The organism is Geothrix oryzae (assembly GCF_030295385.1).
GTDB classification, from domain to species: Bacteria; Acidobacteriota; Holophagae; order Holophagales; family Holophagaceae; genus Geothrix; species Geothrix oryzae.
The window spans coordinates 1,897,383-1,909,798 of record NZ_AP027079.1 but is presented as its reverse complement, the minus strand read 5'-3'; the positions used below and the strand labels follow the sequence as shown (position 1 = coordinate 1,909,798).

11 protein-coding genes are annotated in these 12,416 nt (G+C 67.7%); 7 read left to right on the top strand and 4 right to left on the bottom strand.

What is annotated here, in order from left to right; genetic code table 11:
* Positions 1-24: 24 nt before the first annotated feature.
* Positions 25-876 (bottom strand): tRNA 2-thiocytidine(32) synthetase TtcA, encoded by an 852-nt coding sequence (ttcA, locus tag QUD34_RS08815; RefSeq protein ID WP_286353324.1) that lies wholly within the window; start codon positions 874-876, stop codon positions 25-27.
* A gap of 128 nt (positions 877-1,004) precedes the next feature.
* On the opposite strand from ttcA, the gene QUD34_RS08810 reads away from it, so the two are divergent.
* Positions 1,005-2,654, top strand: a complete 1,650-nt coding sequence (locus QUD34_RS08810) for a tetratricopeptide repeat protein (protein WP_286353323.1) — start codon at positions 1,005-1,007, stop codon at positions 2,652-2,654.
* 18 nt (positions 2,655-2,672) lie between these two features.
* Here the strand turns inward: QUD34_RS08810 and QUD34_RS08805 are convergent, their stop codons facing one another.
* Positions 2,673-3,179: an Rrf2 family transcriptional regulator gene (locus QUD34_RS08805; protein ID WP_286353322.1), complete on the bottom strand. Its 507-nt coding sequence runs from the start codon at positions 3,177-3,179 to the stop codon at positions 2,673-2,675.
* Between the two features lie 84 nt (positions 3,180-3,263).
* Between QUD34_RS08805 and QUD34_RS08800 the strand changes: the two genes are divergently transcribed.
* Together QUD34_RS08800 and QUD34_RS08795 are read left to right on the top strand one after the other, a co-directional pair.
* Positions 3,264-3,839 (top strand): thioredoxin domain-containing protein, encoded by a 576-nt coding sequence (locus tag QUD34_RS08800; RefSeq protein WP_286353321.1) that lies wholly within the window; start codon positions 3,264-3,266, stop codon positions 3,837-3,839.
* Between the two features lie 49 nt (positions 3,840-3,888).
* Positions 3,889-5,454, top strand: a complete 1,566-nt coding sequence (locus tag QUD34_RS08795) for an ABC transporter substrate-binding protein (RefSeq protein WP_286353320.1) — start codon at positions 3,889-3,891, stop codon at positions 5,452-5,454.
* 6 nt (positions 5,455-5,460) lie between these two features.
* Here the strand turns inward: QUD34_RS08795 and QUD34_RS08790 are convergent, their stop codons facing one another.
* Positions 5,461-6,507 carry a WCX domain-containing protein gene (locus QUD34_RS08790; protein ID WP_286353319.1) on the bottom strand — a complete coding sequence of 349 codons (1,047 nt, stop codon included), beginning with the start codon at positions 6,505-6,507 and terminating at the stop codon, positions 5,461-5,463.
* 101 nt (positions 6,508-6,608) lie between these two features.
* On the opposite strand from QUD34_RS08790, the gene QUD34_RS08785 reads away from it, so the two are divergent.
* Positions 6,609-7,487, top strand: a complete 879-nt coding sequence (locus tag QUD34_RS08785) for a DMT family transporter (RefSeq protein WP_286353318.1) — start codon at positions 6,609-6,611, stop codon at positions 7,485-7,487.
* Positions 7,488-7,500: 13 nt separating this feature from the next.
* Here QUD34_RS08785 and QUD34_RS08780 read toward each other — a convergent pair whose 3' ends face one another.
* Entirely contained in the window at positions 7,501-8,448 is a 948-nt protein-coding gene (locus tag QUD34_RS08780; protein WP_286353317.1) for a site-specific tyrosine recombinase XerD, read from the bottom strand.
* Positions 8,449-8,546: 98 nt separating this feature from the next.
* On the opposite strand from QUD34_RS08780, the gene acpP reads away from it, so the two are divergent.
* The 3 genes from acpP (at position 8,547) to uvrB (ending at position 12,408) form a co-directional block, all read left to right on the top strand.
* Complete coding sequence (gene acpP, locus QUD34_RS08775) at positions 8,547-8,786, top strand: acyl carrier protein (RefSeq protein ID WP_243288255.1); 240 nt, start codon at positions 8,547-8,549, stop codon at positions 8,784-8,786.
* Between the two features lie 91 nt (positions 8,787-8,877).
* On the top strand, positions 8,878-10,131 hold the full coding sequence (fabF, locus tag QUD34_RS08770) for a beta-ketoacyl-ACP synthase II (protein WP_286353316.1): 1,254 nt from the start codon (positions 8,878-8,880) through the stop codon (positions 10,129-10,131).
* A 225-nt stretch (positions 10,132-10,356) separates the two neighbouring features.
* On the top strand, positions 10,357-12,408 hold the full coding sequence (gene uvrB, locus QUD34_RS08765; RefSeq protein WP_286353315.1) for an excinuclease ABC subunit UvrB: 2,052 nt from the start codon (positions 10,357-10,359) through the stop codon (positions 12,406-12,408).
* Positions 12,409-12,416 lie beyond the last annotated feature (8 nt).

The window sequence follows — 12,416 nt, the reverse complement described above, 5'->3', positions numbered from 1 at the left end:
TGTTGTCAGTGGCGATGGGAGTGACTACCCCAGCCGCTCCACGGCCTCATCCACGCCCTTGGCGTGCAGGGCCCCGAGGTTCAGGTCCAGCAGATGGCTCAGCTTCACATTGCCCATGGCGCCGAGCATGGAGGCTTTCAGGCGGGGAATGCTCGTCTCCATGGCGGCGATGAGTTCCTTCACCTGCTTGCGGCGGCTCTCCAGGCTGGAGCAGCCGCAGAGGGGGCAGCCGCAGGGCACGATGGGGAAGCCGCGCAGCCAGGCGTAGCGCTGGAGATCCCTCTCCTCGCAGGTGCCGAGCGGGCGGATGACGGTGTTGGCGCCATCATCGCTCACCAAGCGCAGGGGCATGGTGCTCAGGCGGCCCTCGAAGAACAGGTTGATGAGCAGCGTCTCGATCAGGTCGTCCAGGTGGTGGCCCAGGGCGATCTTCGAGTAGCCGTGCTGCTTGGCGAAGGAGTAGAGCACGCCGCGGCGCAGCCGCGAGCAGATGATGCAGGGCAGCTCTTCGGGTTTGGCGCGCACCATCTTGTCGATGGGGGCGGGGATGATGTGGTGGGGCACGCCCAGGCGCTCGCAGGTCTCGGCGATGGGGTCGGGATTGAACTGGGGGAAGCCCGGATCCACGGTGACGGCATCGACGGTGAAGGCCACGGGCGCCCGCTTGCGCAGCCGCTCCAGGACATCCAGCAGGGCCCAGGAATCCTTGCCGCCGCTCACGGCCACCAGGATGCGGTCACCCTCTTCGATGAGCTTGTAGGCGGCATTGGTCTCGCCCACGCGGCGGGCGATCTTCTTCTCGAGCTGGGGCAGGGCCTTGAGCTCGGCCTCGGTGGGCGGCAGGGCCAGGCTGGGGAGGGCGCAGGGATTGCTCATGCGGCGTGCATCCAAAAGGAAACGATAGCACCGCGGCAGGCCTGCATGATTGATGGCGAAAATGACAAAATTGCATTTTTTATCTTATTCAACTATCGTTGGCGCCAGCATGATTCGAGGGGTGATGCATGGGTATCCCGCTTCTTCCGGCCTTCCTCGTCTGCACCCTGGCCTTGGCCACCGTGCCGGAATCCGGGGCAGCTCCCACCTCCTGGCGACCCTACGACCTGGGACAACATCAGCGCCGCGTCGCCACTCGGGTCCCCGGAGCCCAGGCGGCTTTCGACCAGGGGCTGGTCTGGGCCTATGCGTTCAACCACGAGGCCGCCGTCCGGGCCTTCCAGGAGGCGTTGCGCCTGGATCCCGGCTGCGCCATGGCCTGGTGGGGATTGGCGCTGGTGAACGGTCCCCACATCAACAATCCCACCATGGATGAAGCCCAGGCGAAGGCGGCCTGGGAGGCCCTTAGCCAGGCCCAAAAGCGGGCCGACGGGGCGCCACCCGTGGAACGAGCCCTCATCGAGGCCCTCGGGGCCCGCTATGCCCTGCCGAACCCCGCGGACCGCAGCGCCCTGGACGCGGCCTACGCCCAGGCCATGGGTCGGGTGGCGGCCCGCTTTCCCAAGGATGCCGATGTGGCGGCCCTCCATGCGGAAGCCCTCATGGACACCCGGCCCTGGGACCAGTGGACCCGGGAGGGCAAACCCCAGCCCGGCACCACGGAGATCCTGGCCGCCCTCCGACGGGCCCTGGCTCTGGCCCCGAACCATCCCCTGGCCCTCCACCTCACCATCCACGCCTACGAAGGCTCGCCTCATCCTGAGCGCGCCAAGGCCGCCGCCGACCGCCTGCGCCGGCTGGTGCCCGACGCGGGGCACCTGATCCACATGCCCGCCCACATCTACGCCCGGATCGGCGACTGGGGCGGGGCCGCCGAGGCCAACGAGCGGGCCATGGAGGCCGACGGCCGCTACCGGGCCCGCCAGCCGGAGATCGGCTTCTACGGGCTCTACATGGTGCACAACGCGGACTTCCTGGCCTACACGGCCCTCATGGAAGGCCGCAAGGAGGTGGCCCTGGCTCAGACCCAGGCCGTGGTGACAACCTTCCCCCTGGACTGGGTGGTGGCCAACGCCACCTTCGCCGAAGCTTTCGCCACTCGGCACTGGGAGGCCCTGAAGCGGTTCGGCCTCTGGGACGAGCTGCTGGCGGAGCCCGCGCCGGACGCCCGGTTGCCCCTGGCCACGGCCAGCTGGCACGCCTTGCGGGGCACGGCCTTCGCCGCCACGGGGCGGAGCGAGGAGGCCCTGAAGGCGCAGGCGGCTTTTGAAGCGGCCCTCCCCGCGGTCCCTGAGGGCCACCTTTGGGGTTCCAACAACGCTCGCTCGGTGATGCAGGTGTCCCGAGCCTTCCTGGCCGGTGAAATAGCCTTCGGCCAGGGCCGGTTGGATGAGGCGATCCAGCGCCTGCAGGAGGCCGTGCGCCTGGAGGACGCCCTCAAGTACGACGAGCCCCCCGCCTGTGTCGTTCCCGCCCGCCATGCCCTGGGGGCCGTACTCCTGTCCGCCGGTCGGGCCAAGGAGGCCGAAGCCGTCTACCGCGCGGATCTCCGGGCCTACCCCGCCAACTACTGGTCCATCCTGGGCCTCCAGAAGGCGCTGGCTGCCCAGGGACGCAAGCCCGAGGCAGCGGCCGCGGAGAAGGAACTCCAGCGCGCGCAGGCCCGGGCCCAGGTGAGGGCCGAAACCTCGTGCCTGTGCGTCAAGGGGAAAGGGTAGGGCCCTCTCGCGGCCAGGTCAGATCACGCCGCAGGCTTTGCGCTCGCCGCGGCTGATCTGGCCCTGGACATCCTTGACATATTCAGGGCAGGTGCAGTCCGGACAGGAGTTGCTGGAGGTCTCGGAGCACAGGTCGGCGAAGGTCACCTTCTCCATGAAGGCGGAGATGTGGTCGGAGAGGCGGTTCCAAAGCATGAGGCTCATGCGCTCATCGGCCATGAGCGCCTGGTTGGCGGCCCTGGGATCCTCCTTCGCCACGGCGTAGAAGCTGCTGTCCGTAAGGCGCAGGATCTCGCCCACGCTCACCTGGTTGCAGGGCCGCGTGAGGATGTAGCCGCCCTTGGGGCCGCGCACGCTGGCGACGACGCCGGCCTTCTTGAGCTTGTTGAAGATCTGCTCCAGAAAGGGCAGGGAGAGCTTCTGGCGCTCGGCGATCACATGCAGGGGCACCGGCTGGCCGTGGCTGTGGTGGGCCAGGTCGAACAGGGCCTGCATGCTGTACCTGCCTCGGGCCGAGATCTTCACGAAAGGTTCTCCAGCCTCCAGGCTAGTATTCTTGAGTGAATGGGTCAAGTTTATGAAATCGCTACACTGGCTCTGGAGACTCCCATGAAACCTGCCCTTCTGGCTCTCGGAACCCTGGGACTGCTGGCCCAGCCGCCCGGCCCGGTCCCCGCCTCCCTGCCGGCGGCCCTCCCCGGCGGACAGCTGGTGGACGCCAAGGACCACCTGCCCCTGTTGCTGGGCGAGACGACGCCGAAGGCCATCCTGGCCCACCGCGCCATCTTCCGGGACACCCTGGCCAAGGTGCAGCTCACGCCGCCCCTGAAGGCCCGCTGGAAGGGTGTGAGCCGACCCCTGACCCTGGTGGCGGTCTTCGGCTCCTGGTGCGGCGACAGCCACTACCAGCTGCCCGATCTGCTGGCGCTCGAGGCGGAACCCAACCCGTTCATCGAGGTCCACTACCTGGGAGTCAACCGGGACAAGGCCGTCGAGGCGGTCGCGTGGCCCAAGGGCTGCGTCCCCCAGAAAGTGGTCCGGGTGCCGACCTTCTACCTGTTCGCCACCCAGCCCGGCGGCCAGCAGAAGCTGGTGGGATCCGTGGTGGAGAACCCCCCGCGGGCCGGGCAGCGCATGGCCGAGGCCCTGGTGGAGCTGGTCGAGACGGCCGCCGCCCAGCCCTGACCCGCCAGGATTTCAGGAAGGTCCCTCCCGCCGCCGATGAGGGAGAACCATGTACTGGCGCCGCCTGATCCTGCTGACCTGCCTGCTCTGCGGCCTGGGCGCCGCGGAGCCGATCCGCGTGGCCGTGGACGAATGGACGACCGTCAACCCCCTGCTCATGTCCCGCGATACGGACGGAGAAGCGGTGGACCTCATTTTCGACCGCCTGGTGACCCTGGACGCGGAAGGAAACTTCATTCCCGAGCTGCTGCAGAGCTGGACCATCCTCAAGGGCGGCCGCGAAGTGGTCCTGGAGCTGCGGCCAGGCATGACCTGGCATGACGGCGCGCCCATTGAGGCGGAGGATCTGGTCTTCACCTGGCGGACCCTGAGGCTCCCCCAGGTCCGCGCCATCGCGGACACGGTCGGCGGCGTGGCCAGCCTGGACAGCCTGGTGGCCGAGGGGCCGCTCCGGGTGCGGATCCGGCTCTCCCGGCCGCGGGGGACCCTCCTCTCGGACCTCTACAACTTCATCCCGGTCCCCCGGCGCCACTACCAGATGGGGGCGAAGCCCATGGCCGCGCCAGTGAACTTCCAGCCCGTCGGTTCGGGTCCCTACCGGATCGTGGAGCGGGCCACCACCAAGCACCTGAAGCTCGAACGCTGGGACGGGTACCGCGGCGCCCATCCGGGCTCCTGGCCCGCCTTCGAGTTCAGCGACCCCACCGCCGAGAAATCCACGGCCAAGGCGATCCTGGAGGGGCGGTTCCACTACGCGGCCACCAGCGCCCTGTCCCACTACCTGGTGCGGAAGGGCGCCCTGGGAGCGGGGCATCTCCAGGTCTATTCCGTGCCCCAGGCCGCCTTCGGGGCCTTTTTCCTGAACTGTGATCCGAAGCGCAGCCTGCTGGGCGAGCTGGCCCTTCGGGAGGCCCTGGCGGAACTGACCCCCTGGCAGGAGTTTGCGCGAGCCCGCCAGTTCTTCCCCGCCCGCCTGGCCTCCTCGTTCTGGCCACCGGAGAACTGGGCCCACGACCCTGAACCGAGGCCGCTGCCCCAGGCTGAGCGCGCAGAAACGATCCTGGAAGCAGCTGGATGGCACATGGGATCCGGCGGCGTCCGGCGGGATGCGAAGGGGCGGACCCTCTCCCTCGTGGCCTACGAGCAGGTCAATTCCACGACCCGCAGCATGGCGCGGCTCCTGGCGGAACGGGCCGCCAAGGTGGGCATCCGCATCGAGGTGCGGAAGCTGACCTTCCAGGCCCTGACCGAGAAGTCCGCCGAACACGAGGGCGACATCTGGTCCTACGGGTGGACCACCTCTCTGGATCCCGATGTGGACGCCCCCCTCTTCACCCGGGATGGCTACCGCACCAAGGCCAATGTCAGCGGATACCTGAACCCGGAGGTGGATCGGCTCTTCGACGAAGGGCGGCACACGCTGGATCCGGAGGCCCGCCGGAAGCTCTACCTGAAGCTCTCCGAGATCATCTGGCGGGACAAGCCGGTGATCCCCCTCAACTACAATCTGGCGAGGATCCTGGCGACCCGGCGGCTGCAGGGCGTGTCCTTCAATGTGCTGGGGCAGGCCTACGGCTTCTGGCCCGGCAAGCGGGGCTGGACGCTGGCGGACTGATTCCGATCAGAGGCGGTCGAAGCGGATGACCTCGACCTTGCCGGCCTTCCCTTTGGGAGCCGATTCTTCGCGCTCCCTCTCGGGACGGGGCTCGCGGTGGGGCCGCGGCTCGGGCTTCGTGTCGGGCCTAGCCTCGTGCTTCGCCTCGTGCTGGGGACGGGCCTCGGCGCGGCGGGGCTCGGAGGAAGGTTCCGGACGCTGAACCTGCTTGGGTGCCGGCGCGCTGACCTGCCGTTCCCGGCCCGCCCAGACGGCGCCCACCTGCTTGATGCGATCCACCAGCCGGGCAGGTTCCAGCACCTGGATGCCGTCGCCGAACTGCATGGCCCAGCGGGCGATGGCCCGCAGGTCCGTGGCCGAGAAGGTGACCTGCGCCTGACCGTCACCCAGTTCCTCGAGCTTGAAGTGGGGGAAGGCCGGCGGGGCCTGCTTCACGGCGAAGACCCACTGCTTGAGCAGCGTGGCCTTCACGGCGATGGCGTCGCCGCCAAGCCAGCCACCGATCTGGTTGGCGGGGGTTCCCTCGGGATAGGGGCCCTGGGCCGCCCGGCCCATGCCCTCCACCTCGTTCACCTCGGCCAGCAGATCCAGGCGGTGGTGGCGCTCGGCGTTGTAGCGGCGGTCCCAGCCCCAGGCATACCACGCCTGGCTGAGGGCATCGAAGGTGAGGTGGCGCGGCTCGAAGGTGCGGGGGGCATTGGCGTCCGCATCGGCGAAAATGAACTCGACGGCGCGGCCCTCCTGGATGGCGACGAGGATGGACGCGGCCAGGGGCGGCAGGGCCGGCGCGGCCGAAGGCTTTTTGGGAGCGGCCGCTGCCGGTTCCGGAAGAGGGGCCGGGACAGCGGGGGCGACGGTTTCGGCCGCGAGCTCCGCGGCCTTGGTGGCCTTGCTCTTGGCGGGCGCCTTGGGGGCGGCCTTGGCCTTGGGTTCCGGAGCCTCGGCTTTCTTCGGGGCGGCCTTCTTCAGCGGGGCCTTGGCCTTGGCAGCAGGTTTCTTCTCATCGGCGGGGGCGGTCACGGGCTTCTTGCGGGGGGTCTTGGTCACGGCCATAGGGTTTGCGGCTCCTGGCCCATCATCGCTCATTCCCTCGGGGGCGGTCCATGCTCATTTCGACGGCCCCGGGCCGGCCCCGCTTTGGCCATGCTGGAGGGATGGGCCATCGCAACTTCCGCTTTGCCGCCGTCATGGGGCTTCACACCTTCATCTCCGCCGGGACCTTCCTGCTCGGGAAGACCGCGGCGGACACGATGCCGACCCTGGCCCTGGGCCTGCTCCGCTTCCTCATCGCCGGTGCGGGCTTTCTTCTGCTGGCTCGAATCCGGCACCTGGATCTGTGGACGGTGGCCCGCAGTGATTGGCGGACCTACCTCTGGGCCGGGTTCCTGGGCGTCACCCTGAACCAGGTTGCCTTCCTCGGCGGATTGGCCCTCACGCTGCCCTCCCACGCCGCGCTGCTCTATGCGCTGACGCCCACCGTGGTCCTGCTGCTGGCCTGGGCCCGCGGACAGGAGCGGCCTGGCCTGCGCAAGCTGGGCGGCCTGGCGCTGGCCTTTTCAGGCGTGCTGGTGCTGTTCTCAGGAAAGGCCGGCCGGGCGTTGCCGCCCCGGTGGATCCTGGGCGATCTCATGGTGCTGGTGGCGGTCGTGGCCTGGGCGGGCTACACGGTGATGAGCAGGCCCCTGGTGCAGAAACACGGCGCCCAACGGGCCACCACGCTGTCCATCCTCTTCGGTCTGGCGATCTTCGCGCCCCTCGGCGCCCTGGGGCTGCCGAGGCTGGTGGTGGCCGCCATTCCGCCCATGGCCTGGGTGGGTCTGATCTACCTGGGCTTGATGACGAGCGTGGTGTCCTACCTGCTCTGGTTCCATGCCTTGTCCATGAAGGAGCCCAGCCGGGTGGCCATCGCCACCAATGGGCAGCCCGTCGCTACGGCCCTGTTGGCCTGGATCTTCTACGGGCAGGCCATCACGCCGGCCTTTGCGGTGGGCGCGGCACTGGTGCTGGGTGGCGTACTGCTCACGCAGTTGTAAGGCCGCAGGGAGATCAGTCGGCCGCAGGCGAGCCGCTCCGCGGGTGCATCTGGTCGTACAGGGCGCGGAGCCTAGCCTGGTGGACATGGGTGTAGATCTGGGTGGTGCTGATGTCGGCGTGGCCGAGCATGGCCTGGACGGCGCGGAGGTCGGCGCCGTGGTCCAGGAGGTGCGTGGCGAAGGCGTGCCGCAGCACATGGGGGCTCACGGCCTCGACGCGGAGGCCGGCCTTGAGGGCGTAGGCCTTGAGGAGCCGCCACAGGTGCTGGCGGGTGATTCCCTCCCCGCGCTGGCCCACGAAGAGTTCGCCGCCCCTGGGCTTGAACCCGGGGCGCAGGACGAGCCAGGCGCGGATCCACCGCTCGGCGCTGGAGCCGAAGGGGATGAGCCGTTCCTTGCGGCCCTTGCCCGTGACCTTGAGGAAACCTTCGTCGAGGAATACCGAAAGGGCCGGGAGCCCCGCCAGTTCGGAGACGCGGAGGCCCGAGGCGTAGAGGAGCTCCAGCCAGGCGCGATCCCGCACGCCCAGGGGGGTGGCCGTGTCCGGCGCATTCAGCAGGGCTTCCACCTGGCTTTCGCCCAGGGTGCGGGGCAGGATGCGGGGCGGGCGGGGCGGTTTCACCACGGCCTCGGGACCGGCTCCCTCGCCGCCCTCCATGCGGAGGAAGGTGAGAAAGGCGCGCAGGCTCGAGCTCATCCGCGCCAGGCTGCGGGGAGCCTTCCCTTCGGCATGCTGGGAGACGAGGAAGGCGGTGAGGTGGTCCCGCGTCAGGTCCGTGGCGGAGATGCCCCGATCGCAGGCCCAGACGACCAGGTGGTTCAGATCGGAGAGGTAGCCCGAAGCCGTGTGGACCGAAAGTCCCCGCTCCACCGCCAGGAAGGTGCGGAACTCGCGTAGGCTGGCGCCCCATCCCAGCGGCCAGCCGTTCTCGGGTTCTTCATGCGTTCGGGCGCGGGGCATGGGGTATTCCTGCACTGACACTTAGCCAACCTACCCGGGGTTTGGCAATCGGGCGGAGAGTGTGTTAGGGTTTCCGGGTTCGTTTGGAGGAGCCCACGATGGCTGATGTGCGTAAGAAGGTCATTGCGATTATTGCCGAGCAGTTGGCCAAGCCCGAGGATTCCATTTCCGAATCCAGCCACTTTGTGGACGACCTCGGTGCGGACAGTCTCGATACCGTCGAGATCATCATGGCCATCGAAGAGGCCTTCAGTCTCGAGATCCCTGAGAGCGAGCAGGAGAAGATCCGCACGGTGGGCGATGCGATCGCCTACATCGAGAAGCACGCGAAGGCTTAATCCTGCGTGGATCATTTACATGCCGCAGCGCCCCCACGGCCCTGCGGCATGTTTGTTTTCCCGTCCGTCCAACGAAGAGTGAGGTGAAGCCATGAGCAGGACTGTCCAGCGCCGTCGCGTCGTCATCACGGGCATGGGAACGGTCAATCCCTGCGGGCTCACCGTTCCCGAGACCTGGGCCAACCTCCTGGCCGGGAAGAGCGGCATCGGCACCATCGACCGTTTCGATGTCACCGACTTCGCCTGCAAGATCGCGGGGCAGGTCAAGGGCTTCAACCCCGACCTGTTCATCGAGAAGAAAGAGCAGAAGAAGATGGACATCTTCATCCACTACGCCCTGGGCGCGGCCCATGAGGCCTGGGTGGATGCGGGCTTCGACCAGGTGGAACTCACCAAGGCCGAGCGCGAGGTGTTCGGAACCTACATCGGCAGCGGTATCGGCGGCCTCAGCACCATCTGGGACGAGGCCAACGGCTACCGCGGCCCCCGCCGCACCAGCCCCTTCTTCATCCCCAGCCTCATCGTGAACCTGGCCAGCGGCCAGGCCAGCATCAAGTACGGTCTGCAGGGCCCGTGCAGCGCCGTGGCCACCGCCTGCGCCACGGGTGCCCACGCCATCGGTGACGCCGCGCGCCTCATCGCCTTCGGCTATGCGGACCGCATGATGGCCGGCGGCAGCGACTCGGTGGTGAACCAGCTGGGCGTGGGCGGCTTCGCGGCCATGCGCGCCCTCAGCACCCGCAACGACGAGCCTGAGCGCGCCTCCCGACCCTTCGATGTGGACCGGGACGGCTTCGTGATGGCCGAAGGCGCCGGCATCGTCATCCTTGAGGAATACGAGCTGGCCAAGGCCCGCGGCGCCAAGATCTACGCCGAGGTCGCCGGGTACGGCATGAGCGGCGACGCCAACCACATCACCACCCCCGCCCCCGAGGGCGAAGGCGGTCAGCGCGTCATGCGGGCGGCCATCAAGGACGCCGACATCGCGGCCGAGGAAGTGGGCTATGTGAACATGCACGGCACCAGCACGCCCGTGGGCGACAAGCTGGAGTGCCAGGCCATCCAGAAGGTCTTCGGCGAGCACTCGAAGAAGATCAAGGTGAGCAGTTCCAAGTCCATGCACGGCCACCTGCTGGGCGCCGCCGGGGGTCTCGAGACCATCGTGGCCGTCATGGCCGTCAAGACCGGGAAGATCCCCCCCACCATCAATGTGGACCGCCAGGATCCCGAGTGCGATCTGGATGTGACGCCCAATGTGGCCGGCACCTTCGATGCCGAATACGCCATGAACAACGGCTTCGGCTTCGGCGGCACCAATGGCTGCCTGGTCCTGCGGAAGCTCTAGGTTTCCCGGGAGTTGCCAGACAAGCCAGGATGCAGGGGGTGAAGGGGATGTCTCGAAGCCAGCCTTCGCAGCCCGTCCCCTTCGTCCTGGCTGGGTTCATTCAAAAGGACCCGCTGGGACGGCTCGCTTCGCCCTGGGAATGGGCCCCGCTGATACCGCGAAAACACGAATGAAAGACGAATAATTCTTCGCGTCTTCCCTGCTTCGTGGTTTGCTTTTGGTTCTATGGCCAAGGCAATTCCCTTCAAGCTCGTCTCGCCGTACTCCCCAGCCGGGGACCAGCCAGAGGCCATCGCGCAGCTGGTGGAGGGCCTTCAGCGCGGGGACCGCGCCCAGACCCTGCTGGGGGTGACGGGTTCGGGAAAGACCTACACCATGGCCAGCACCATCGCCCGGGCCGGCCGGCCGGCGCTTATCTTCGCGCCGAACAAGACCCTCGCCGCGCAGCTGTTCAGCGAGTTCAAGCAGTTCTTCCCCGAGAACGCCGTCGAGTACTTCGTCAGCTACTACGACTACTACCAGCCCGAGGCCTATGTGCCCGAGCGGGACCTGTTCATCGACAAGGACGCGAAGATCAACGAGGAGCTGGAGAAGCTGCGCCTCAGCGCCACCCGCTGCCTGCTGGAGCGCCGCGACACCATCGTGGTGGCCTCTGTGAGCTGCATCTACGGCCTGGGTGATCCCAGCTCGTACCTGAATCTCTCGGTGAACCTGAAGACCGGACAGACCATCGACCGGGCCATGCTGCTGCGGGATCTGGTGGCCATCCAGTACCAGCGCAACCATCTGAGCTTCGAGCCCGGCATCTTCCGCGTGCGCGGCGATGTGGTGGAGGTCTATCCGGCCTATGAGGATGTGGCCTACCGCATCGAGCTATGGGGCGACGAGGTGGAGCGCCTCTCGAAGATCGACCCCCTGCGGGGCGTGGTGACCGAGAAGCTGGACGACCTCACCATCTGGCCCAAGACGCACTATGTGACCCCCGAGGACAAGCTCAAGGCCGCCATCCACGGCATCAAGGTGGAGCTGGAGGCGCGGGAGAACGAGTTCCGGGCCGCCGGCAAGATCGTCGAGCTGCAGCGGCTCCATCAGCGCGTCATCTACGATGTGGAGATGATGAAGGAGATGGGCCACTGCAGCGGTATCGAGAACTACAGCCGCTTCCTGGACGGCCGCCAGCCGGGCCAGCCGCCCCACACGCTGCTGGACTACTTCCCCGAGGACTTCATCGTCTTCATGGACGAAAGCCATGTGGCCACGGGCCAGCTCCACGGCATGTACAACGGCGACCGCTCCCGCAAGACCACCCTCGTGGACTACGGCTTCCGCCTCCCTTCCGCCCTGGATAACCGTCCTCTCAAGTTCGAAGAATTTGAGAGCCGGGTGAAGCAGGTGGTATATGTCTCCGCCACCCCGGGCGACTACGAGCTGCAGCAGAGCGGCGGCGCCTTCGTGGAGCAGGTGGTGCGGCCCACGGGGCTGGTGGATCCCCTCGTCGAGGTGCGCCCGGTGGGCACCCAGGTGGACGACCTGCTGGAGGAGATCCGCAAGACCGTGGCCCGGGACGAGCGCGTGCTGGTGACGGTCCTCACCAAGAAGCTGGCGGAGCAGCTCACGGCCTACTACCAGGAGCTGGGCATCAAAGCCGAGTACCTGCACAGCGAGATCGACACGCTGGAGCGCGTGGAGCTGCTGAAGAACCTGCGCCGGGGCGTCTTCGATGTGCTGGTGGGCATCAACCTGCTGCGAGAGGGGCTGGACCTGCCGGAAGTGAGCCTGGTGGCCATCCTGGATGCGGACAAGGAGGGCTTCCTCCGCAACAATCGGAGCCTCATCCAGACCATCGGCCGGGCGGCGCGCCATGTGAACGGCCGGGCCATCCTCTACGCCGATGTGATGACGGGCTCCATGAAGCAGGCCATCGGCGAGACCGAGCGGCGGCGCAACAAGCAGCTGGCGCACAACCTGGAGCACGGCATCACGCCCGAGACCGTCAAGCGCAACCTGGACGATGTCATGGGCGAGGCCCTGGCCCGGGAATTCATCAATGTCTCCAGGGAGGACCAGGCCGCCGAAGAGCCGCTGCTCTACCTCGAGGACAAGGCCTTCGAGCGGGAAGTGGCCAAGCTCGAGAAGCGCATGAAGGAGCTGGCCTCCCACATGAAGTTCGAGGAGGCGGCGGAATTGCGCGACCGCATCCTCCACGCCCGCCGCGATCGGCTCCTGTCCGCCGGGGACTCGCCCCTCGCCATGGCCTCAGGGCCCGTACCGGGTTGAGGTGAGCC

Coding starts and splice junctions, on each gene's coding strand:
- QUD34_RS08780 (WP_286353317.1), bottom strand. CDS start 8,448: ATGCCCCGCGCCCGAACGCATGAAGAACCCGAGAACGGCTGGCCGCTG.
- QUD34_RS08800 (WP_286353321.1), top strand. CDS start 3,264: ATGAAACCTGCCCTTCTGGCTCTCGGAACCCTGGGACTGCTGGCCCAG.
- ttcA (WP_286353324.1), bottom strand. CDS start 876: ATGAGCAATCCCTGCGCCCTCCCCAGCCTGGCCCTGCCGCCCACCGAG.
- uvrB (WP_286353315.1), top strand. CDS start 10,357: ATGGCCAAGGCAATTCCCTTCAAGCTCGTCTCGCCGTACTCCCCAGCC.
- fabF (WP_286353316.1), top strand. CDS start 8,878: ATGAGCAGGACTGTCCAGCGCCGTCGCGTCGTCATCACGGGCATGGGA.
- QUD34_RS08790 (WP_286353319.1), bottom strand. CDS start 6,507: ATGGCCGTGACCAAGACCCCCCGCAAGAAGCCCGTGACCGCCCCCGCC.
- QUD34_RS08785 (WP_286353318.1), top strand. CDS start 6,609: ATGGGCCATCGCAACTTCCGCTTTGCCGCCGTCATGGGGCTTCACACC.
- QUD34_RS08795 (WP_286353320.1), top strand. CDS start 3,889: ATGTACTGGCGCCGCCTGATCCTGCTGACCTGCCTGCTCTGCGGCCTG.
- QUD34_RS08810 (WP_286353323.1), top strand. CDS start 1,005: ATGGGTATCCCGCTTCTTCCGGCCTTCCTCGTCTGCACCCTGGCCTTG.
- acpP (WP_243288255.1), top strand. CDS start 8,547: ATGGCTGATGTGCGTAAGAAGGTCATTGCGATTATTGCCGAGCAGTTG.